General features: G+C 58.3%; 24 protein-coding genes. 19 read left to right on the top strand and 5 right to left on the bottom strand.

From position 1 onward, the window contains the following. Position 1: 1 nt before the first annotated feature. A complete protein-coding gene (locus ACM6IT_RS00445) occupies positions 2-949 on the top strand; it encodes a Nudix family hydrolase (protein ID WP_056726066.1) in 948 nt (315 codons plus the stop codon). A 106-nt stretch (positions 950-1055) separates the two neighbouring features. Here the strand turns inward: ACM6IT_RS00445 and ACM6IT_RS00440 are convergent, their stop codons facing one another. From ACM6IT_RS00440 to ACM6IT_RS00430, 3 genes are read right to left on the bottom strand one after another with little or no spacing between them, the layout of a single operon-like run. Further along, positions 1056-1637 carry a cob(I)yrinic acid a,c-diamide adenosyltransferase gene (locus tag ACM6IT_RS00440; RefSeq protein ID WP_056726064.1) on the bottom strand — a complete coding sequence of 194 codons (582 nt, stop codon included), beginning with the start codon at positions 1635-1637 and terminating at the stop codon, positions 1056-1058. A 2-nt stretch (positions 1638-1639) separates the two neighbouring features. Beyond that, on the bottom strand, positions 1640-3676 hold the full coding sequence (locus ACM6IT_RS00435) for an ATP-binding protein (RefSeq protein ID WP_414917270.1): 2037 nt from the start codon (positions 3674-3676) through the stop codon (positions 1640-1642). 45 nt (positions 3677-3721) lie between these two features. Further along, positions 3722-4639 carry a putative 2-dehydropantoate 2-reductase gene (locus ACM6IT_RS00430; RefSeq protein WP_414917244.1) on the bottom strand — a complete coding sequence of 306 codons (918 nt, stop codon included), beginning with the start codon at positions 4637-4639 and terminating at the stop codon, positions 3722-3724. 135 nt (positions 4640-4774) lie between these two features. Here ACM6IT_RS00430 and ACM6IT_RS00425 point away from each other — a divergent pair, with 135 nt between their 5' ends. Together ACM6IT_RS00425 and ACM6IT_RS00420 are read left to right on the top strand one after the other, a co-directional pair. Then, positions 4775-5260, top strand: a complete 486-nt coding sequence (locus tag ACM6IT_RS00425; RefSeq protein ID WP_053155306.1) for a YajQ family cyclic di-GMP-binding protein — start codon at positions 4775-4777, stop codon at positions 5258-5260. A gap of 136 nt (positions 5261-5396) precedes the next feature. Next, entirely contained in the window at positions 5397-6239 is an 843-nt protein-coding gene (locus ACM6IT_RS00420; protein ID WP_056726058.1) for a mechanosensitive ion channel family protein, read from the top strand. 139 nt (positions 6240-6378) lie between these two features. Here ACM6IT_RS00420 and ACM6IT_RS00415 read toward each other — a convergent pair whose 3' ends face one another. Beyond that, positions 6379-7707, bottom strand: coding sequence for an OprD family porin (locus ACM6IT_RS00415; protein WP_414914646.1), 1329 nt, complete (start codon positions 7705-7707; stop codon positions 6379-6381). Between the two features lie 909 nt (positions 7708-8616). On the opposite strand from ACM6IT_RS00415, the gene ACM6IT_RS00410 reads away from it, so the two are divergent. Both ACM6IT_RS00410 and ACM6IT_RS00405 read left to right on the top strand, forming a co-directional pair. Then, entirely contained in the window at positions 8617-9042 is a 426-nt protein-coding gene (locus ACM6IT_RS00410; RefSeq protein ID WP_056726053.1) for an HIT domain-containing protein, read from the top strand. A gap of 3 nt (positions 9043-9045) precedes the next feature. After that, positions 9046-9252, top strand: coding sequence for a SlyX family protein (locus ACM6IT_RS00405; RefSeq protein ID WP_008052459.1), 207 nt, complete (start codon positions 9046-9048; stop codon positions 9250-9252). Positions 9253-9316: 64 nt separating this feature from the next. On the opposite strand, the gene ACM6IT_RS00400 is transcribed toward ACM6IT_RS00405, so the two are convergent. Next, complete coding sequence (locus tag ACM6IT_RS00400) at positions 9317-9919, bottom strand: cold-shock protein (RefSeq protein WP_056726050.1); 603 nt, start codon at positions 9917-9919, stop codon at positions 9317-9319. A 538-nt stretch (positions 9920-10457) separates the two neighbouring features. Here ACM6IT_RS00400 and ACM6IT_RS00395 point away from each other — a divergent pair. The 14 genes from ACM6IT_RS00395 (at position 10458) to ybgF (ending at position 21916) form a co-directional block, all read left to right on the top strand. Then, entirely contained in the window at positions 10458-10793 is a 336-nt protein-coding gene (locus ACM6IT_RS00395) for a ribbon-helix-helix domain-containing protein (protein ID WP_414917243.1), read from the top strand. A gap of 136 nt (positions 10794-10929) precedes the next feature. Further along, positions 10930-11151, top strand: coding sequence for an FmdB family zinc ribbon protein (locus ACM6IT_RS00390; protein ID WP_056726046.1), 222 nt, complete (start codon positions 10930-10932; stop codon positions 11149-11151). A gap of 121 nt (positions 11152-11272) precedes the next feature. Beyond that, positions 11273-13048 carry an aspartate--tRNA ligase gene (aspS, locus tag ACM6IT_RS00385; protein WP_102698376.1) on the top strand — a complete coding sequence of 592 codons (1776 nt, stop codon included), beginning with the start codon at positions 11273-11275 and terminating at the stop codon, positions 13046-13048. A 128-nt stretch (positions 13049-13176) separates the two neighbouring features. Continuing rightward, entirely contained in the window at positions 13177-13923 is a 747-nt protein-coding gene (locus tag ACM6IT_RS00380) for a YebC/PmpR family DNA-binding transcriptional regulator (protein ID WP_056726044.1), read from the top strand. A gap of 154 nt (positions 13924-14077) precedes the next feature. Further along, a complete protein-coding gene (ruvC, locus tag ACM6IT_RS00375) occupies positions 14078-14602 on the top strand; it encodes a crossover junction endodeoxyribonuclease RuvC (RefSeq protein ID WP_046042207.1) in 525 nt (174 codons plus the stop codon). A 114-nt stretch (positions 14603-14716) separates the two neighbouring features. Continuing rightward, positions 14717-15325 (top strand): Holliday junction branch migration protein RuvA, encoded by a 609-nt coding sequence (gene ruvA, locus ACM6IT_RS00370; protein ID WP_008052450.1) that lies wholly within the window; start codon positions 14717-14719, stop codon positions 15323-15325. After that, entirely contained in the window at positions 15326-16387 is a 1062-nt protein-coding gene (gene ruvB / locus ACM6IT_RS00365) for a Holliday junction branch migration DNA helicase RuvB (protein ID WP_056726040.1), read from the top strand. A 127-nt stretch (positions 16388-16514) separates the two neighbouring features. Further along, a complete protein-coding gene (ybgC, locus tag ACM6IT_RS00360; RefSeq protein ID WP_056726038.1) occupies positions 16515-16982 on the top strand; it encodes a tol-pal system-associated acyl-CoA thioesterase in 468 nt (155 codons plus the stop codon). After that, positions 16972-17667, top strand: coding sequence for a protein TolQ (gene tolQ / locus ACM6IT_RS00355; protein WP_007897030.1), 696 nt, complete (start codon positions 16972-16974; stop codon positions 17665-17667). Before ybgC ends, tolQ begins: the two co-directional genes overlap by 11 nt. Before the next feature lie 23 nt (positions 17668-17690). Beyond that, complete coding sequence (tolR, locus tag ACM6IT_RS00350) at positions 17691-18143, top strand: protein TolR (RefSeq protein ID WP_162135951.1); 453 nt, start codon at positions 17691-17693, stop codon at positions 18141-18143. After that, positions 18143-19222: a cell envelope integrity protein TolA gene (tolA, locus tag ACM6IT_RS00345; protein ID WP_056726036.1), complete on the top strand. Its 1080-nt coding sequence runs from the start codon at positions 18143-18145 to the stop codon at positions 19220-19222. The genes tolR and tolA overlap by 1 nt, the downstream gene beginning before the upstream one ends. 17 nt (positions 19223-19239) lie before the next feature. After that, positions 19240-20520, top strand: coding sequence for a Tol-Pal system beta propeller repeat protein TolB (gene tolB, locus ACM6IT_RS00340; RefSeq protein WP_167362903.1), 1281 nt, complete (start codon positions 19240-19242; stop codon positions 20518-20520). Between the two features lie 52 nt (positions 20521-20572). Continuing rightward, positions 20573-21070, top strand: coding sequence for a peptidoglycan-associated lipoprotein Pal (pal, locus tag ACM6IT_RS00335; protein WP_003178634.1), 498 nt, complete (start codon positions 20573-20575; stop codon positions 21068-21070). Positions 21071-21076: 6 nt separating this feature from the next. Continuing rightward, on the top strand, positions 21077-21916 hold the full coding sequence (gene ybgF, locus ACM6IT_RS00330) for a tol-pal system protein YbgF (RefSeq protein ID WP_414917242.1): 840 nt from the start codon (positions 21077-21079) through the stop codon (positions 21914-21916). Positions 21917-21945: the final 29 nt, after the last annotated feature.

Raw genomic sequence — 21945 nt, 5'->3', positions numbered from 1 at the left:
GGTGAAACGAGTCCATGTCGCCGCCGCCGTCATCCGTGATGGCAGTGGCCAAATTCTGATCGCCCGTCGTGCGGATTCACAGCACCAGGGTGGCTTGTGGGAATTTCCCGGGGGCAAGGTCGAGGCCGACGAGTCGGTCGAAACCGCACTGGCCCGCGAACTTCATGAGGAACTGGGCATCGTGGTCGGCGCGGCGCGCCCGCTCATTCAGGTCCGGCACGATTACCCGGACAAGCAGGTGTTGCTGGATGTCTGGGAAGTCTCGGCGTTTACCGGCGAGCCCCACGGCGCCGAAGGCCAACCGCTGGCCTGGGTATCGCCCCGGGATCTGTCGGATTACGAGTTTCCGGCGGCCAATCAGCCGATCGTCGCGGCCGCGAAATTGCCCGCTCAGTACCTGATTACCCCGGAAGACCTGGAAACCCCGGCGTTGCTGCGCGGCATCCAGAAGGCCATTGCTGGCGGCATCAAGCTGATCCAGTTGCGCGCACCGAACGGTTACGACCCGAAATACCGGGACCTGGCCGTGGATGCGGTGGGGCTGTGTGCCGGCAAGGCGCAATTGATGATCAAGGGGCCGTTCGAATGGCTGGGCGACTTCCCGTCCGCCGGTTGGCACATTACCTCGGCGCAGCTGCGCAAATACGCAGCGGCTGGCCGACCGCTACCGGCATCGCGCTGGCTGGCGGCGTCGTGCCATAACGCTGAAGAGCTGGCGCTGGCCGAGCAGATGGGGGTGGACTTCGTGACCCTGTCGCCGGTACAGCCGACCCAGACTCACCCTGGCGCCGAGCCGTTGGGTTGGGAGCAGGCGTCGAGCTTGATCGAGGGCTTCAGCAAGCCGGTGTTCCTGCTTGGTGGGGTTGGCCCGGCTGAGGTCGAGAAAGCCTGGGCGACGGGTGCGCAGGGTGTGGCGGGAATACGGGCGTTTTGGCCTGATTCCGAGTGATGCAAATGGCCTCATCGCGAGCAAGCTCGCTCCCACAGTGGATTTGCGGCGATCACAAAACCTGTGGGAGCGAGCTTGCTCGCGATGAGGGCTTGGCAGGCGCCGGCTAAACCTCAGGTTTCGCCGCAGGCTGCCAAAGAATCTCCGCCACTCCCTGACGCTTGGCAATCAGCCGCGCCATCACAAACAACAAATCCGACAACCGATTGATGTACGCCAGGCCAACTCCGGCCAACGGCTCAATCGCATTGAGCTGCTGACAGCGCCGCTCTGCGCTGCGCGCCAGGCTACGGCAGACATGAGCCTGGGCAATCAGCGTCGAGCCACCGGGCAAGATGAAGTTTTCCAGGGGCCCCAACTCTTCATTCCACACATCGATCGCCGCTTCCAGTCGTTCGATTTCTGCTGCATTCAACGCCTGGTACACCGGCATCGCCAGTTCGCCACCCAGATCAAATAACCGATGCTGGCAGGGGGCCAATACCTCGATCACTTCGTTCAAGCCTGGAAACTCACCCGTTTGCGCCGCCAGCCCGGCCAGCAACACGCCCACCTGACTGTTCAGCGTATCGACTTCGCCAATGGCCTCGATCCGCGGGTGATCCTTGGGTACGCGACGACCGTCGCCCAGCCCGGTCTCGCCTTTGTCGCCAGTGCGGGTGTAAATCTTCGACAAACGAAAGCCCATGGTTACCTCGATAGCAGATTGAGTTCTTGCGAGACAGGTGGGGTACTCGCCAGGGGCAGGCGCAAGGTGAAGCAGGTGCCTTGGCCAAGAGTCGATTGCACTTCCATCTGCCCCTTGTGGTTATTGGTGATGATGAAGTACGACACCGACAGGCCAAGCCCGGTGCCCTGGCCGATTTCCTTGGTGGTGAAGAACGGCTCGAAGGTCCGTTTGCGCACGTTTTCGCTCATGCCGATCCCGTTGTCCTCGACCTGGATTTCCGCCCATGGCGGATTCAGTCTGGTGCGTAGGATGATCCGCCCCGGTTCGCTGTCGTCTTCGCGCTGATGGATGGCTTGTGCAGCATTCTTCAACAGGTTGAGCAGCACTTGCTCCAGTTCGTTGGCGGTGCCGGGGACCGGTCCCAGGGCCGGATCGAACTGGCGAATGATGGCCTGGCCCTTGAAGTCGAAGCCGATCGCCAGGTCGAAGTCGTTACCGGCGATCTCCACCGCCTGGTCGATCAGGGCAGGCAGATCGCAAGGGGCCATCTGGCGGGTGCTGCGACGGCTGAAGCTGAGCATGTGGGTGACGATTTTCGCCGCCCGGGCACCGGCCTGCTGGATGCCGTCGAGTAACTGTGGCACTTCGCGGATTTTCAGGTACTGGTTGACCGTCGCCAGTTCGATGCCTGCCTGTTCGGCCACTTCGAGGTTCTTCGGCAAATCGGACGACAGGCGTCGGCGAATGTTTTGCACGTTGTGCAGGATTGCGCCCAGCGGGTTGTTGATCTCGTGGGCCATGCCGGCGGCCAGGCCACCCACCGACAGCATTTTCTCCGACTGCACCATCATCTCTTCCAGGGACAGGCGCTGGGTGATGTCGTCGATCCGGATCACCACGCCACGCCCGGCACCGCCCATCAACGGATAGAAAGTCAGGGCGTAGTGGCGGGGCTCGTCATCCTTGAGCCAGGTGACACGCTCGATCTTGGCCACCGTATGCTGCTCGACCGTTTGCTTGAGTTGCGGCAGGAACGGCTTGAGCGGTTCGAAGGCGAGGAAGATAGGCTGGTTCAGGGCTTCATCGAGGCGCGTGCCGGACAGGGCGCTGGCCTCCTGGTTCCATTGCGTCACGTAGAGTTGTTCGTCGAGGGCGATCAGTGCCGATGGCATGGAGTCGATGATGCTGTTGAGGTAGTTCTGGAAACCGGTGAGCTTTTTCTCGATCTTGCTGCGCACCTGGACTTCGAGCTCCAGTTTGCGGTTGGTATGGCGGGTTTCTTCCGCCAGACCCTGGGCCTGGTCATAGGCTGCCTGGGAGTCGTCCCTGGCCCGCTTGAGTTGCTGCTCCCTGGCCTCGATCCGCGAGAGCATGGTGTTGAACGCTTCGGCGAGGCTGCCGATTTCATCGTGGTTTCCGCGCGAAGCACGCAGTGCGTAGTTCTCTTCGCGGGTGACCTGCCGGGACAACTCTTCGAGCTGGTGGATCGGCCGGGTAATCAGGCGCTTGATCTGGCGGGCAATGATCAGCCACAGCAATACGCTGAAGATCAGAATCCCCAGGCTGGCCGTCAGGGTCCCGGTGTAGAACGCCATTGGCAGTTCGCTCGAAGCTACCAACAGCAGGTGTCCTGGTGCCGCGCCAGTGCGGGGCAGGGGGATGACTTGGTTGGTACGAAACTCGGTGGCCTGCCAGTCTTCGATATGCCGGAAACGCTTCGGTAGCTCCAGGTTGTCGCCATGCTGCAATTGCGCCAGTCGCTCACCCTTTCCGTCATACAGGGCTGCCGCGCGCAAGGGCGAATAGCTGTTGAGTTCATTCAGCAGGCGCTCGGCGCTTTGGGGGGACGCCAGGGCTTCGGAGGCCAGGCTCGGGTTGGATACCAGCCGGCCGATGGTCTGCAGGGCCTGGGGCGCCATGCTTTCCTGGGAGATGTAGTAGGCGGCGCTGATAAAGGTCAGGTTGGCAACCAGCAGGACGGTGACCATCAGTACCAGCAGGGCGGCCAGCAGTTTCTGGCCGACGGGCAGGTTTTCAAGGCGCTGGCGCAATGGCATCGGATTCATCGCAGACAAGGAACAAGTGGCCAGCGTAGCCGCTGCTCAGTCGCTGGGCAATCCAAGGCGTTGCAGGCGAGCGATCAACCTTGCCTCAAGTTGATTGAGGTGAGGCAGGTTCAGTTGATGGCGCCCGGCCACTTTGCAGGCATAACCGAGCAGGTAGCTGATTTCCGTGCGGCGCTGGCTCGTGACGTCCTGATGCATCGAGGAGTAGTTGGCGGCGGTGGCGTGAATCACCCGTTCGACTTCCTGCTGCAGGTTTTCGGCCGCTGCCGGCTGACCACAACGCTCGAGCAACTCCACCAGTTCACCGCACAGGGTGGCGACCTCACATTGATGTTGCTGCAAGCCGCCATTACGGCAATCGTGTAGCACCGTCAGCGGATTGATCGCACAGTTGAGGGCGAGTTTGCGCCACAGCCGGGTCAGGATCTCGGTGCTCCACTCGTGGGGGATGCCGGCAGCGCTCAGGTCATCGAGCCAGATCGGTGCCACCGGATGGCTCGCATCCCCCAGCCAGGTGAAGCCATGTCCGGCAAACACCACGCGCCAATCACCATCGCGGAAGGCGCCTTCGGTGCTCGAGGCATAGATGCAGCGTGCCTGGGGAACCTGGGCGGCGACCGCGTCCTGGCTGCCCAGGCCATTTTGCAGCAGGATCAGTTCGGCGCCTGGGGCCAGGCGTGGCGCCAATCGAGCCACCGCACTTTCGGTATCGTAGGCTTTACACGCCACCAGCAGGCGGTGGATCGGTTGGGGGTTGTCGGCTGTCTCTGCGGGCACGGCATAGTGTTGCGCCTCGCCGTGTTCCACCAGTGTCAATCCACCGGCCACCTCATAGGCCTGCAGTCTCGCGGTGTCCCGCAGGATCAGCCGGACCGGCATTCCAGCCCGTGTCAGGCGTGTCGCCCATAAAGTGCCGAGGCTGCCGGCGCCCAGTACATGCCAGGTGGTGGACATCAGCTTTTTGCTCTGTTTAAGGCGTGCATCGGCAGCTCGCAGTGAATGATGGGAAAGACCCGTTATAATCAGCGCGGATTTTAACCGCAAGCCAGGCGTGCTCCATCAGTGCGCCTTTAATTTTGGAGAGATTACATGCCGTCGTTCGACGTGGTATCCGAACTGGACAAACACGAAGTCACCAACGCGGTCGAGAACGCCGTCAAGGAACTCGATCGTCGTTATGACCTGAAAGGCAAAGGCAGCTTCGAGTTCAAGGAAAAAGACCTGACCGTCAACCTGACCGCCGAAGCGGATTTTCAGCTCGAAGCGATGATTGAGATCCTCAAGCTGGCGCTGGTCAAGCGCAAAATCGACGTGCAGTGCCTTGAAGTCAAGGACGCGTTCGCGTCGGGCAAGCTGATGAAGCAGGAAGCCGTCCTCAAGGAAGGCATTGACAAGGAGCTGGCGAAGAAAATCGTCGCTCATGTCAAAGACGCCAAGCTCAAGGTCCAGGCGGCCATTCAGGGTGAGCAGGTTCGCATCACCGGCAAAAAGCGTGATGACCTGCAAGAAGCCATTGCAGCGCTGCGGGCCAAGGAATTCGGTATGCCGCTGCAGTTCAACAACTTCCGCGACTGAGCCTCGAACCGGGAACCTCTTGGCGTTTGCGACGTCGGAGGCCAAGCAGCGGCAGAAACGATTGAGCCCGTCGCGGTTCGGTCTTTCTGCCGCTTTTTTTACGCATGCCGGGTAGCCGGAAAACAGGAGAGTGTAGATGGACTTAAATGCCGAGGTAGACAATCTGGTCAAGGTATCCCAAACCTGGATCCCGATGATCATGGAGTACGGCAGCCGTGTACTGCTGGCGGTTATCACCCTGGCCATCGGCTGGTGGTTGATCAACAAGGTCACGAAAAAGCTCGGCGGCCTGATTGCATTGCGTAATGCCGATCTGGCGCTGCAAGGCTTTATCAGCAGCCTGGCGAATATCATTCTCAAGATTCTGCTGATCGTCAGCGTGGCCTCGATGATCGGTGTGGAAACCACTTCGTTTGTGGCAGCGATTGGTGCGGCAGGCCTGGCCATTGGCCTGGCCTTGCAGGGCAGCCTGGCGAACTTCGCCGGTGGCGTGCTGATTTTGCTGTTCCGTCCGTTTCGCATCGGTGACTGGATCGAGGCTCAGGGTATCGCCGGTACTGTCGACAGCATCCAGATTTTCCATACCGTGCTGCGTACTGGTGACAACAAGACCATCATCGTACCTAACGGCAATCTGTCGAATGGCATCATCACCAACACAAACCGTCAGCCGACCCGCAAGGTCGTGTTTGATGTAGGCGTTGATTATGAAGCGGACCTGCAGAAAGCCCGTGAAGTTTTGCTGGAATTGGCCAAGGACCCGCGAGTATTGGCAGATCCGGAACCACAGGCCGTTGTTTCTACCCTGGGTGACAGTGCGATCACACTTTCGCTTCGTGTCTGGGTAAAGACTGCCGATTACTGGGACGTGATGTTCATGTTCAACGAACTATCCCGGGATCGTCTGCGAGAGGCCGGTATCGATATTCCATTTCCACAGCGGGTTATTCGTGTGGTTCAGGAATCTGCGGTGCAGTGACCGGTCTTGCCATACACGGCTGACTTTTCGGTCAGGCATGGATAGCGATTGTTCAATAATTGAACAGTTTGCATAGACAACAAAAAAGGCCCATCCGAAGATGGGCCTTTTTTTGTTACCGCAAACTAACTGGATGCGATTACAAAACCGACAGCGGGTAGTCGACGATGAAGCGGAACTCTTTCACGTCGCCTTCACCTTCGTCAGCGTTAGCGAAGTGCCATGCTTGACGAATACGGAAGGACAGGTCTTTTGCCGGGCCAGTCTGAACAACGTACTTGGCTTCGAAGTTGGTTTCGTTGTGCTTGCCGTCTTCGCCGTACAGGCCAGCGTAAGGGCTGCCTACAGGAGTTTTGGTGCCGTCGATGTCCCAACCTTTAACGTAACGGGTCATGAAGCTCAGACCTGGAACGCCGTACTCAGCCATTTTCAGGTCGTAACGAACCTGGGCAGACTTCTCGCCAGGGGCGTTGAAGTCAGAGTACTGGATGGAGTTGGCGAGGAAGATCGAGTCGCCGCCGCGGTTGTTCTTGCCCACGCCGATGTAGTCGAACGGAGTGTCACCGTTAACCTTCTGGAAGGCCAGGGTGATGGTGTGTGCTTTCATGAACGAGAAAGCGGCTGCCAGGGAGTAAGCGGTGTTGCTGATCTCGCCCGCTTTGGCGTCACCGGTATCTTTGGTGTTGTAGATGTTACCGTCCAGGTTCAGCGACTCATCGCCACCCAGCGGAATGGTGTAGTTCAGGTTGGCGTAGTACTGGTTCCAGATGTCTTCCAGCTTGGCGCCATACAGCGATGCCGACAGGTTGTCGGTGATGCCGTATTTACCACCGAAGTAGTCGATGCTGTTGGCTTCTACGCCAGCGTAGGTTGCATACAGGCCGCCGTCACGGGCGTTGCGGTCCTGGCTGGTCGCCGAGTAGAAGTGACCGGCTTCGAGGTCAAGGTCTTTGACTTCGCTGCTCTGCAGCTGGATGCCGCTGGCAGTTTGAGGAAGGATGCGGGAACCGCCAACTGCAAACACTGGAGCAGTGCTTGGCTGCATGTCGCCGACTTTCAGCTCGGTCTTGGATACGCGGAATTTAACTGCGCCGCCTGCTTTGCCCTGGCTGTCGTTGACTTCGCCATCGGCGTCGCGGCTCATGTTGCCGGTGCCGCCGGTGCCATCACCGCCGTCCAGTTTGATTGCCAGGTAACCGAATGCATCAACACCAACACCGATCAGGCCTTGGGTGTAACCGGAGCTGAAATTGCCCCAGATGCCTTGGGTCCAGTCTTTCTGGTCGTTGCGGCCATCTTTGTTATCACGGTTGAAGTAGTAGTTGCGAACCAGCAAGTTCAGCGTGCTGTCTTCAACAATACCTTTGGCTTCAGCCTGGTCACTTACGAAAGGGGCGGCCGTAGCCAATTGGGTACTGGCGGCTGCTGCAACTGCCAGTGCGATCATGCTCCACTTCATCACGCGCATCGTGATTTGCTCCTTTGGTTTTAGAAGAGTACTGCCGTCCCACCTGTTTTATTATCTGGGCGGCTCTTTCTTTTTGTGTCGGCGCAAACTTATATCACGCCGACAATGTTGGCGATACTTGCGCATCTAACCTTTCGCCTTCTTTACGACCCTGTCGCAAACAGCATGGTAGATGTCGCAAATTTCCAGCTCCGACGCAACAGGGCGGACAACTTTAATGCTGTTTTCTGCGCCTTGTCGTCGCTAAAAAGAGTCCTGGTGAAACGTTTGAATCTCCATCGGGCTACCTTGCCACTATTTTTTTTGCCTGAGGGGCTCCGCTTCCCGCGGGTGCCACTCCGGCGATATTGGGTATGAATGCAACAAGCGTGCACAAAATCGTGTTTTGTTACGCTTTTTTTCTAATTGACTGCCAAGTGCTGTAAAAACCTCATGAAACCGGGGGGTTCAAGCGCTTTCGGTTTGGGCTTGACGCCTTGCCTTACATCATGTTGCACCCTTCTGGTCGACAGCCTGGCAACCGGAAATGTTACCGGTTCACCCCGCCACTGAGTAAATGGCGGATGTCGAAGCACCCAGCGTAGACCCACTGTGCGGTTTTGGTGCAAAAAATTTTAGCCTTGTATTGAATTCACCTCTTTCGAGCCCTTGGCTGAAGCGAACTTTTCCTTGTTGCTCAGTCATTTCGGCGTGTTTTGCCTGTCGTTCGGTTCTGTAATGGTGCACGGTGAAAAAAATAGTCCTGTCCGGGGGCGGCTATCAGTTTTTGCTGGCGCTCGTGGCCTCGAGGCAAGGTTCGCCGTGAAGCCTGCGTCGTTCGCAGGTATGCTGCCATCCGGTCGCTTGGTGCGCTGTCCGGTCAGGATGGGCGCTAAGCTGAAAAATGATGCCCCGGCGGGAGTACGCGCAGTGTTCGCTTTAGATCCACGACTTCAACAAGACACGTTACCGATCGGGGACTTTCCGCTCTGCCGGTTGTTGCTGTCCAACGATTCGAACTATCCCTGGTTCATCCTGGTACCTCGTCGTGAGGCTATCAGCGAGATATTTCAGTTGGATGTCGCAGACCAGCAACAGCTTTGGCAGGAAACCACTGCGCTGTCGCAAGGACTCAAGGACGCGTTCGATGCGGACAAGTTGAATGTGGCGGCGCTGGGCAATGTCGTCAGTCAGTTGCACATGCATGTAATCGTGCGTAAGCGCGAAGATGCCGCCTGGCCGGCGCCGGTTTGGGGTAAACATCCGGCAAAACCTTACGGTTCGGAGCAGATCGCCGCGATTCGCGAGCGTTTGCGCTTGATATTGACAGATGATTTTACGTTTCTGGAGGGCTGAATCATGAGCCTGGAAGAACGCGTTACCGAGCTTGAAAGCCGTCTGGCGTTTCAGGATGACACCATCCAGGCGTTGAACGATGTGCTGGTGGCGCAGCAGCGGGTGGTGGAGCGCCTGCAGTTGCAAATGGCCGCGCTGCTCAAGCGACAGGAGGAAATGGTCGGACAGTTCGAGTCATTCGAAGAAGAAGCGCCTCCGCCGCACTATTAAGCAAGTCACAGGCATGAAAAAACCGCGGACAGCTCGGCTGTGCGCGGTTTTTTTTAGCCTTGAGTCAGCGGCGCGGCAGTGCGGCGATCACATCTTCGGCTTGCAGGCCTTTGTCACGATTCATGACGGAGAACTCCACGCGCTGGCCTTCGACCAGGACACGGTGGCCTTCACCGCGAATGGCCCGGAAGTGGACGAAGATATCGTCGCCGGAGTCGCGGGAGATGAAGCCGAAGCCTTTGGATGTGTTGAACCACTTGACGGTGCCGGTATCACGGTTGCTCATGTCGTAGCTTGGCGAGGCAGCGGCTGGTGACGACTTGTAAAAGCTGATGCCGAGGTGCAGGGCAACGGCGATCAGGGTTGCGACCAGGCTGAACAGTACGGCGGGTTGACCGGCGATGACGGGCATCGGTGCGATCAGCGTCAGGGTTTGCAGGACCACGCTCAGCACCAGCAGGGCGCTGACCAGGTTTTGCAGTTGGTGACGCGGGCCTTTGTTCCAGTAAGGGATGACTGGTGCAAGCGTAAGGTTGAGCAGGCCGAAAAAGGCCAGGTACAGTGCGTCGGGTTGTTGCAGGTAAGGTAAGGCTTCGGATTGCAGGCTAGGGATGAAGGACAGCAGCAAGGCCGCTGCGCCTATCAACAGATGGACGATTTTCAACATTTTGATTAACTCACGTTAAGACAGCTCACAAGGAAGAGCTGATGGCGCACGGTTCGCTTCAAGATAATAAAGAGGCGTTGGACACGTACCCGGTATCAGCCTATGCGCCGTGCCCGGAAAAAATAGGCACTGGCGACACACTGTCTATTTAACAGCAAAGCCGCAGGCTACTCAAATCAGGGCGTCCGGCGGCTCTTTTCGGGGCGAATTGACGCAGGTTGCCCCAAGTTACGGGGTAGCGGTACCTTCCTGCGACCGACTTGCTGACCTCGCGGATGCCGGTGCATGAAAAGCGGCGTGGATGCTCCGCGATCTTCTTTGCTGGACCATTCCATAGGGTGTTTCTGAAGGGCGCATCGCTTCGTTGCGTGGGAAAATGTCTGGAGTAGGACGCTCTCCAGGGTCTGCCAAAAGTTGTTGGCTTATCCTACGTCGAGGGTCATAAAGTCGGCTGGAAAATACCTTTGCACCTGAGTTTTTATAAGTCGACACACAGTTGCGCTTTAAAGAAACCAGATGGCAAAGGAGTGTCAGCGTTATGGTTTATGAAAGGCAAGAAGAGGGGCGATACGGTTCGCACAAGGATGTATGGGTTGATCCGTTTGTTCGCGAGTTCGATATGGGGCTGGCCCAGCCCTTCTCCCGCTCCGTACGATTGAATGGCTTCGCCACCTGTTTGCGGCTCGAGCAGGTTTATTGGGATATTTTGGGGGCGATGGCCCGGGTCAATGGTTGCTCGGTCAATAACCTGTTGTCTCATGTGGATCGCGAAGTTCACTTGCGTCATGGCGGGGTAAGGAACTTCAGTGGATTGGTGCGGGTTGTCTGCGTCGTACACAGTCTCAAGGAAGGGGGGGGCATCGCCATGGCCTAGTCTGGACGGCGAAAACAGCAGAGTGTCGGTCCGTGCAGTCTTACGGCTGCACAGGCCGCATTTAATGGATATAATCCCGCTCTTTGCCGCAAAACCCTGCGTGTGCGGTAGCAATCTGATCGCCGAGACAACCTCCATGCCGATGTACGATTATCAATGTGCTTCCTGTGGTCATCAGTTGGAAGCCATTCAAAAGATCAGCGATGCACCGCTGGTCGACTGCCCTGTCTGTCAGGCGCCAGAGCTTAAAAAGTTGCTGTCCATGCCGGGCTTCCGCCTCAGCGGCACGGGTTGGTACGAAACCGATTTCAAGACCGGTTCCAAGAAGAACCTGGCCGGCGGCGACAAAGCTGACTAAGGCCCGGCCCCTGAGTTGTGACCTGAGTTGAACGACACGCGTGGGCTCTTGCATCATCCCATAGTGGATGTGCCCAAGGCCTCCAACCGAATTTCGAATTACGAGAAGTGAAACCACGACCATGATGCGCAGCCATTATTGCGGCCAACTGAACGAAAGCCTGGACGGCCAGGAAATTACCCTTTGCGGATGGGTCCACCGTCGCCGTGACCACGGTGGGGTGATTTTCCTCGATATCCGTGATCGTGATGGTCTGGCCCAGGTCGTGTTCGATCCGGATCGCGCTGAAACCTTCGCTGCTGCCGATCGCGTGCGCAGCGAGTACGTCGTGAAGATCACCGGCAAGGTTCGCCTGCGTCCGGCCGGGGCGACCAACGCCAACATGGCGTCGGGCATGATCGAAGTCCTGGGTTACGAGCTGGAAGTGCTGAACGAATCGGAAACCCCGCCGTTCCCGCTGAACGAGTTCTCCGACGTCGGTGAAGAAACCCGCCTGCGCTATCGCTTCCTCGACCTGCGTCGCCCGGAAATGGCCGAGAAGCTGCGTCTGCGTTCACGCATGACCACCAGCATCCGCCGCTTCCTGGACGAGAACGGCTTCCTCGACGTCGAGACGCCGATCCTGACCCGTGCCACCCCGGAAGGCGCGCGCGACTACCTTGTGCCGAGCCGTACTCACGCAGGTTCATTCTTTGCCTTGCCGCAATCGCCACAGCTGTTCAAACAGCTGCTGATGGTGGCCGGCTTCGACCGTTACTACCAGATCGCCAAGTGCTTCCGTGACGAAGACCTGCGGGCCGACCGCCAGCCGGAATTCACCCAGATCGACATCGAGACCAGCTTCCTCGATGAAAAAGAGATCATGGGCCTGACCGAGCAAATGATCCGCAACCTGTTCAAGGAAGTGCTGGGCCTGGAGTTCGGCGAGTTCCCGCACATGACCTTCGAAGAAGCCATGCGCCGTTACGGTTCCGACAAGCCAGACCTGCGTAACCCGCTGGAACTGGTGGACGTTGCCGATCAGCTCAAGGAAGTCGACTTCAAGGTGTTCAGCGGCCCGGCCAACGACCCGAAATGCCGCATCGCCGCCCTGCGCGTGCCTGGCGGCGCGAGCATGCCGCGCAAGCAGATCGACGACTACACCAAGTTTGTCGGCATCTACGGTGCCAAGGGCCTGGCGTACATCAAGGTCAACGAGCGCGCCAATGGCGTTGACGGTCTGCAATCGCCGATCGTGAAGAACATCCCTGAAGCCAACCTCAACGTGATCCTGGATCGTGTTGGTGCAGTTGATGGCGATATCGTGTTCTTCGGCGCCGACAAGGCCAAGATCGTCAGCGAAGCGTTGGGCGCATTGCGCATCAAGCTCGGCCACGACCTGAGCCTGCTGACCTGCGAATGGGCTCCGATGTGGGTCGTTGACTTCCCGATGTTCGAAGAGAACGACGACGGCAGCTTCAGCGCCTTGCACCACCCGTTCACCGCGCCGAAGTGCTCCCCGGCGGAGCTGGAAGCCAACCCGGCGGGCGCTTTGTCCCGTGCCTACGACATGGTGTTGAACGGCACCGAGCTGGGTGGCGGTTCGATTCGTATCCACCGCAAAGAGATGCAACAAGCGGTCTTCCGCCTGCTGGGCATCAACGAAGCGGAGCAGGAGGAGAAATTCGGCTTCCTGCTCGACGCCCTGAAGTACGGCGCGCCGCCGCACGGTGGCCTGGCCTTCGGTCTGGACCGTCTGGTGATGCTGATGACCGGCGCCCAGTCGATCCGTGAAGTGATCGCCTTCCCGAAAACCCAGAGCGCGGCAGATGTCATGACTCAGGCACCGGGCCAGGTGGATGCCAAGGCATTGCGCGAATTGCATATTCGTCTGCGCGAAACGCCTAAGGCCGAGTAAGGCTGACCTGAAGGGCGCATCTGTGGATGCGCCCTTTCTGTATAGATAGAGCTGTTCAAGATTTTTGTTTGCCGGCCGGCGCAATGCGGCGTAGCGGGCAATGTTTCAAAGAGAATTCGGAGCGAGTTATGGCAGGTCATTCCAAGTGGGCGAACATCAAGCACCGCAAAGAACGTCAGGATGCCAAAAAAGGCAAGATTTTCACCAAGTGGATTCGTGAGCTGACCGTTGCTGCTCGCCAGGGTGGCGGTGATCCAGGTTCCAATCCGCGTCTGCGCCTGGCGTTGGACAAGGCCCTTGGCGCGAACATGAGTCGCGACATCATCGACCGGGCAGTTGCCCGTGGTGCCGGTGCCGCCGATACCGACGACATGGTCGAGCTGACCTACGAAGGTTATGGTCCGGGTGGTGTCGCGGTGATGGTCGAATGCATGACCGACAACCGTAATCGCACTGCAGCCGCTGTTCGTCACGCGTTCAGCAAATGTGGCGGCAACCTGGGGACTGACGGTTCGGTGGCCTATCTGTTCGAGCGCAAGGGGCAGATCTCCTTCGCTGCCGGCGTTGACGAAGACGCACTGATGGAAGCCGCCATGGAAGCCGACGCCGATGACGTGGTGACCAACGAAGACGGTTCGATCGATGTGTTCACCTCGTTTGCCGGGTTCTATTCCGTGCGTAACGCACTGGAAGCGGCGGGTTTCAAAGGTGACGACGCGGAAATCGTCATGTTGCCGACCACCAGCGCCGAACTCGATCTGGAAGGCGCCGAGAAAGTCCTCAAGCTGATCGACATGCTCGAAGACCTGGACGACGTGCAAAACGTCTACTCTAACGCGGAAATTCCGGAGTCGGTGGCCGCGCAGCTCGGTTGAGGCATCGATAAAGATCGCAGTTTTCACCAGCCTCTGTAGGAGCTGGCGAAGCCTGCGATCTTTTGATTTTTGGCTTTTTATTTAAATGATCGCAGCCTTTGGCAGCTCCTACACGGTTATCCTCCGTTAACCGCGATCTCTTTCTGCAGGCGTTATGACTTTAATTCTTGGTATCGACCCCGGTTCGCGCATCACCGGTTACGGTGTGGTTCGTGATACCGGTCGCGGCTGTGAGTACGTCGCCTCCGGTTGTATCCGCACCGGTGCCGGCGAGCTGCATGAGCGACTGCAGATTGTCTATCGCGGGGTGCGGGAGATCATTCAGACGTACCATCCGGTGACCATGGGGATCGAAAAGGTGTTCATGGCCCGTAACGCCGATTCCGCCCTGAAACTGGGGCAGGCCCGTGGCGCAGCGATTGTGGCAGGCGCCGAGGAAAACCTGGAAATTGCCGAGTACTCCGCAACCCAGGTCAAACAAGCGGTGGTTGGCACTGGTGCTGCTAATAAAGAGCAAGTGCAGATGATGGTCATGCACATGCTGAAATTGACCAGCAAACCCCAGATCGATGCCTCGGACGCCCTGGCCATTGCCATCTGCCACGCTCACACCCGTTCCAGTCTGCTGCCCCATGGGCTGGGAGCTGCACGCAGTCGTGGCGGGCGCCTGCGTCTCTGATAGCATCAGCAATCATTTTCATGGAGTGAGGGCGTTCCGCCTGGGTTGTCGGCGATGCTCCCTTGCTCTATCAGTCGCTGGCCAAGAGCTGGCCAACGCTCAAGGATTTGTAACGTGATTGGACGTTTGCGCGGCACCCTGGCTGAGAAGCAGCCTCCTCATCTGATTCTGGATGTAAATGGCCTGGGCTATGAACTTGAAGTGCCCATGACGACCCTTTACCGCTTGCCGTCGGTCGGTGAGCCGCTAACCTTGCATACCCATTTGGTCGTGCGCGAAGACGCACAGTTACTCTATGGTTTTGTCGGCAAGCGTGAGCGCGACTTTTTTCGCGAATTGATCCGCCTCAACGGCGTCGGGCCGAAACTGGCACTGGCGTTGATGTCGAGCCTGGAAGTCGACGAACTGGTTCGTTGCGTACAGTCCCAGGACACTTCGGCGCTGACAAAGGTCCCGGGCGTCGGCAAGAAAACCGCCGAACGCTTGCTGGTGGAACTCAAGGATCGCTTCAAGGCCTGGGAAACCGTACCGGCCATGTTCGCCCTGGTGCCGAACCAGCCGGATGGACCGGCCCCGGTGAACACTGCCGAGACTGACGCCGTCAGCGCCTTGATTTCCCTGGGCTACAAACCCCAGGAAGCGAGCAAGGCGGTGTCTGCGATCAAGGAGAAAGATTTGAGCAGTGAAGACATGATCCGTCGCGCCTTGAAGGGAATGATCTAAGTGATTGAAGCTGATCGTCTGATCGCTGCCACGCACAGCCCGCGTGAGCGCGAAGAAGTCCAGGACCGCGCCATTCGCCCGGTCAGCCTGGCCGAATACATTGGCCAGCCGACCGTTCGCGAGCAGATGGAGTTGTTCATTCAGGCCGCTCGCGGTCGTAACGAATCCCTGGATCACACGCTGATCTTCGGGCCGCCCGGCCTGGGCAAGACCACCCTCGCCAACATCATCGCCCAGGAAATGGGGGTGTCGATCAAGAGCACCTCGGGGCCGGTGCTGGAGCGCCCTGGTGACCTGGCGGCGTTGTTGACCAACCTTGAACCTCACGATGTGCTGTTTATCGACGAAATCCATCGCCTGTCGCCCATCGTCGAAGAGGTGCTGTACCCGGCCATGGAGGATTTCCAGCTCGACATCATGATCGGTGAGGGGCCGGCCGCGCGTTCGATCAAGCTGGACCTGCCACCGTTCACCCTGGTCGGCGCAACGACGCGGGCGGGGATGCTCACCAACCCGTTGCGTGACCGTTTCGGCATCGTTCAGCGTCTTGAGTTTTACAATACCGCCGACCTGTCGACGATTGTCAGTCGTTCGGCGAGCATCCTCGGTTTGCCGCTGGACCCGGAAGGCGCCTTCGAAATCGCCCGCCGTGCCCGTGGCACGCCGCGCATCGCCAACAGGCTGCTGCGCCGGGTGCGTGATTTCGCCGAAGTTCGCGCCAAGGGGCATATCACCAAGCCGATTGCCGACCTGGCGCTGAACCTGCTGGACGTCGACGAGCGTGGCTTCGATCACCAGGACCGGCGTCTGTTGCTGACCATGATCGAGAAATTCGACGGCGGGCCAGTAGGGGTCGACAGCCTGGCCGCAGCCATCAGCGAAGAGCGTCACACCATCGAAGACGTGCTGGAGCCTTACCTGATCCAGCAGGGTTACATCATGCGTACGCCTCGGGGGCGGGTGGTGACGCGGCATGCTTACCTGCATTTCGGTTTAAACATTCCGTCACGATTGGGCGAAATGCCCGTGGTAGACGAGTTTCTCAATGCCGCTGACGATTAATTAACATTGCGTGCTGATTTTTTCGGGCAATGTAGGGTCCCAGGACCGTACTTTCACGAGAAAGCCGCAGAACAATGAAAAACAGTTGCCATGCCGGATTGGCAACCTGAGGAGTAAGCACTAGAGTATGCGCGCGCAAAACGGGCTTGAGCCTTTCGCACATCGTTGTCGCGTTTATTACGAGGACACCGATGCGGGCGGCATCGTGTATTACGTTAATTACCTCAAGTTTATGGAACGGGCTCGAACCGAGCGGCTACGAGATCTGGGCTTTGCCCAATCGCAGCTTGTCGGGGAGGACCTGTTGTTCGTCGTGCATTCCAGCGAAGCGCGCTACCACGCGCCGGCGCGACTGGATGACGAACTGCTGGTAAGCGCCGAGGTAATCGAATTGAACCGTGCCAGCCTGCGCTTCAAACAGCAGGTCAGGCGGGCAACGGATAATGCACTGCTCTGCGAAGGGCAGTTTCTGGTGGCCTGTGTGCGCACTGAAAGTTTGAAACCCCGGGCCATTCCCGAAGCTCTACGAGCGGCCTTTGCCGACGTGAGCGGCGCGGGTACACACTCAAAGCAGGAGATAAAGCGTGGAAGCTAACGTCGTCGACCATTCCTCCATGTGGAGCCTGGTCAGCAATGCCAGTATCGTGGTGCAACTGGTAATGCTGATCCTGGTAGCCGCATCGGTGACCTCGTGGATCATGATCTTTCAGCGCAGCAACCTGCTGCGCGCCGGTCGACGTGCCCTGGAGAGCTTTGAAGAGCGCTTCTGGTCGGGTATCGACCTGTCCAAGCTGTACCGTCAGGCCGGCAGCAATCCGGACCCTGATTCGGGTGTCGAGCAAATCTTCCGTGCCGGTTTCAAGGAATTCTCCCGTCTGCGCCAGCAGTCAGGCGTTGACCCGGAAGCGGTCATGGAAGGTGTGGCCCGTGCCATGCGCGTTGCCATTTCCCGCGAAGAAGAAAAGCTCGAGCAGAGCCTGCCTTTCCTGGCCACCGTTGGTTCCGTCAGCCCGTACATCGGTCTGTTCGGTACCGTCTGGGGGATCATGAACTCCTTCCGTGGCCTGGCCACCGCCCAGCAAGCGACCCTGGCCACTGTGGCCCCGGGTATCGCCGAAGCACTGATCGCCACCGCGATCGGTCTGTTCGCTGCCATTCCAGCCGTTATCGCTTACAACCGTTTTGCTGCTCGCAGCGAAACCCTGCTGGGCCGCTACTACACCTTCGCCGACGAGTTCCAGGCGATCCTGCACCGCAAAGTGCACACCAGCGAAGAATAAGCAGGTAATTTCCAATGGCTTTAATCGCTCGAGCTCGCAAAAAGCGCAAGCCGGTCGCCGAGATGAACGTGGTGCCTTACATCGACGTGATGTTGGTGCTGCTGGTCATCTTCATGGTGACCGCTCCGATGCTCAATCAGGGCGTGAAAGTTGATCTGCCCAAGGTTTCCAGTGAAGCCTTGCCGCAGGACAACAACACCCAGGTCCTGACCATTTCCATCAAATCCGACAAGACCTACTACTGGAACCTTGGCAGCGAAGTCGACACCGAAAAGCAGCAGGATCGGGCCATGACCCTGCCGCAGATGACTGACGCGGTGACCAAGATCATTCGTGTCGGCAACGAAGGCGGCAAGCGTACCCAGGTCTTCATTCGCGGCGACAAATCCGTCGATTACGGCTCCGTCATGGGCGCGATGGGCGGGTTGCAGAAAGCCGGGGTCGGTAATGTTGGCTTGATTACCGAGGCGCCCTGATGCAGCAACAGCGAGAGCCGTCCGCCTCGGAAAGCTACTTCTGGCCTAGTGTCTGGGCGATTGGCTTGCACGTGCTGGTGTTCGGCATGCTGTTCGTCAGTTTTGCCTTTACCCCGGAACTGCCGCCTGCCAAGCCGATTGTCCAGGCGACCTTGTACCAGCTGAAATCGAAAAGTCGGGCGACCACCCAGACCAATCAGAAGATTGCCGGTGAAGCGCAGAAATCCGCTGCGCGTCAGACCGAAGTCGAGCAGATGGAACAGAAAAAGGTCGAGCAGGAAGCGGTGAAGGCTGCGGAACAAAAGAAAGAAGAGGCGGCTCAAAAGGCCGAAGAAGCCAAGAAGGCCGACGAGGCGAAGAAAGCGGACGAGGCGAAAAAGGCTGACGAAGCCAAGAAAGCCGACGATGCGAAGAAAACCGCGGAAGCCAAGAAGGCAGAAGAGAAACAATTGGCTGATATAGCCAAGAAGAAAGCCGAAGAAGAAGCAAAGAAAGCCGCGGAAGAAGAGGCCAAGAAAGCGGCCGCTGAAGAAGCCAAGAAAAAGATCGTCGAAGACGCGAAGAAGAAAGCCGCGGAAGACGCCAAGAAGAAAGCTGAAGCTGAAGAGGCGAAGAAGAAAGTCGCCGAGGAAGCGAAGAAGAAAGCTGCCGCCGATGCTGCGAAGAAGAAATCGCAGGATGCGGCGCGTAAATCCGCCGAAGACAAAAAGGCCCAGGCCCTGGCAGATTTGCTTTCCGACACGCCGCAGCGTCAGCAGGCCTTGGCCGATGAGCAGGGCGACGAAGTCGCCGGCAGTTTCGATGACCTGATTCGTGCGCGTGCAGCGGAAGGCTGGGCTCGTCCACCTTCGGCACGCAAAGGCATGACGGTCGTGTTGCAAATCGGCATGTTGCCGGACGGTACGGTGACTTCGGTCAGCGTCTCCAAGTCCAGTGGCGACGGTCCGTTTGACGCATCGGCTGTTGCAGCAGTGAAGAATATTGGACGTTTGACAGAAATGCAGGGAATGAAGCCGAGTGATTTCGCTCCGTATCGTTCATTCAAGATGACATTCACACCTGAGGATCTAGCCTTGTGAGAAACCTTCTTCGAGGAATGCTGGTCGTTATCTGCTGCATGGCAGGGATGGCGATGGCAGATGAGAAAAACATTCTGGTTACCAGCGGCAGCGATCGGGCGACCCCGATCGCAGTCGTGCCGTTCGGCTTCCAGGGCGGTAGCGTGCTGCCGGACGACATGGCGGAAATCATCGGTAATGACCTGCGCAACTCGGGTTACTACTCGCCGCTTCCAAAGCAGAACATGATCAGCCAGCCGAGCCAGGCCAGCGAAATCATCTTCCGTGACTTCAAGGCCCTGGGTGCCCAGTACGTCATGGTCGGCAGCATTGTGCCGGCGGGCGGTCGCCTGCAGGTGCAATACGCACTGTTCAACGTGGCCACCGAGCAGCAAGTGCTGACCGGCAGCGTGTCCGGCGGCGTCGATCAGCTGCGCGACATGGCGCACTACATCTCCGACCAGTCGTTCGAAAAACTCACGGGTATCAAGGGTGCCTTCTCGACTCGCCTGCTGTACGTAACGGCCGAGCGTTTCTCCGAGAACAACACTCGCTACACTCTGCAACGTTCGGACTATGACGGTGCTCGCGCCGTGACCCTGCTGCAGTCGCGCGAGCCGATCCTGTCGCCGCGTTTCGCACCGGATGGCAAGCGCATCGCTTATGTCTCCTTCGAGCAGAAGCGCCCACGCATCTTCATGCAGAACATCGACACCGGTCGTCGTGAGCAGATCACCAACTTCGAAGGCCTGAACGGTGCGCCAGCCTGGTCGCCGGATGGCAATCGCCTGGCGTTCGTGCTGTCCAAAGACGGCAACCCGGACATCTATGTGATGAACCTGGGTTCGCGTCAGATCAGCCGCGTTACCAACGGTCCCGGCATCAACACCGAACCGTTCTGGGGCAAGGATGGCTCGACTATCTACTTCACGTCCGACCGCGGCGGCAAACCGCAGATTTACAAGACCAGTGCCGGTGGTGGCGGTGCCGAACGCGTGACTTTCGTCGGTAACTACAATGCCAACCCTAAACTGTCAGCTGATGAAAAGACGCTTGTCATGATTCACCGTCAGGATGGCTTCACCAATTTCAAGGTGGCAGCCCAGGATTTGCAGCGCGGTAGTGTAAAAATCCTCACTGATAGCACTCTGGACGAGTCGCCTACTGTCGCGCCCAACGGCACCATGGTAATCTACGCCACCCGCCAGCAGGGCCGGGGAGTCTTGATGCTCGTGTCCATCAATGGACGCGTAAGGCTCCCGCTTCCTACCGCACAAGGCGAAGTCAGAGAACCTTCCTGGTCCCCTTACCTGAACTGACGCGGCGCTATACGTTGTACTTAACACACTGGGGTTCATTAGGAGTTTCACGATGGAAATGCTGAAGTTTGGTAAATTTGCTGCGCTGGCACTGGCCATGGCTGTAGCTGTAGGTTGCTCGTCCAAAGGCGGCGACAATGCCGGTGAAGGCGCGGTAGATCCAAACGCTGGTTACGGCGCAAACACTGGTGCAGTTGACGGCTCCCTGAGCGAAGAAGCTGCACTGCGCGCTATCACCACTTTCTACTTCGAATACGACAGTTCGGACCTGAAGCCAGAAGCCATGCGCGCTCTGGACGTTCACGCCAAAGACCTGAAAGCAAACGGCGCTCGCGTTGTTCTGGAAGGCAACACCGACGAACGTGGTACTCGTGAGTACAACATGGCACTGGGCGAGCGTCGTGCGAAAGCCGTTCAGCGCTACCTGGTACTGCAAGGTGTTTCCCCAGCTCAGCTGGAACTGGTTTCCTACGGCGAAGAGCGTCCAGTTGCTACCGGCAACGACGAGCAGTCCTGGGCTCAAAACCGTCGCGTCGAACTGCGTAAGTAATTCGTCATGCGAACGTGCCGTCGTGCTGTAACTGTCCTGGCTCTCAGCCTCGCGCCGCTAGCGGTGTGGGCTGCGGTTCCTGTGGTCGATAATGACTCCGGCTATAACACTAGCGGGAGCAGTTATCCGCCTGCAGGTTACGGTACGAACGGCGCCTATGCCGGGGGAGGGGTTTCGGCCCCTGTCTCGGCACAGGGCGAGCTGTTCAACCAACTGCAATCAATGCAGCAACAGATCGAGCGCCAGCAAGGTGCGATCGAGGTTCTGCAAAATGATGTAGCGCGCATGAAGCAGGAAAACCTGGAGCGATACCAGGATCTTGATCGGCGCATAGGAACCGGCGTTGCACCAGCCGCGACTCCTGAAAATTCTTCCACCGGTGGTGATATGAATGCCGCTGGTGCAGCAGCAGGTGCGGCAGCAGGCGCAGCCGCCGCTCAAGCACCTGCCGCGGGTAGCGAGCCGGCGGATCCGGCGAAGGAAAAGCTCTATTACGATGCTGCCTTCGACCTGATCAAGGCGAAGGATTTCGACAAGGCCAGCCAGGCTTTTGCCGCTTTCCTGCGCAAATACCCGAACAGCCAGTACGCGGGCAACGCCCAATACTGGTTGGGCGAAGTGAACCTGGCCAAAGGCGATCTGCAAGGCGCGGGTCAGGCATTTGCCAAGGTTTCGCAGCTGTATCCCAAGCACGCCAAAGTGCCGGACTCGCTGTACAAGCTTGCTGATGTAGAGCGTCGCCTGGGTCATACCGACCGGGTCAAAGGCATTCTGCAGCAGGTGGTGTCCCAATATCCGGGCACTTCCGCCGCTCAGCTGGCCCAGCGCGATCTGCAAAAAATGTAAGCCTGCTTGACCCGTTTCAAAGAAACCCG

The sequence above is a fragment of the Pseudomonas sp. IT-P4 genome (assembly GCF_949767755.1).
GTDB classification, from domain to species: domain Bacteria; phylum Pseudomonadota; class Gammaproteobacteria; order Pseudomonadales; family Pseudomonadaceae; genus Aquipseudomonas; species Aquipseudomonas monachiensis.
Note: the sequence above shows the minus strand (reverse complement) of the source record. Positions and strands in the feature narration are given on the sequence as shown.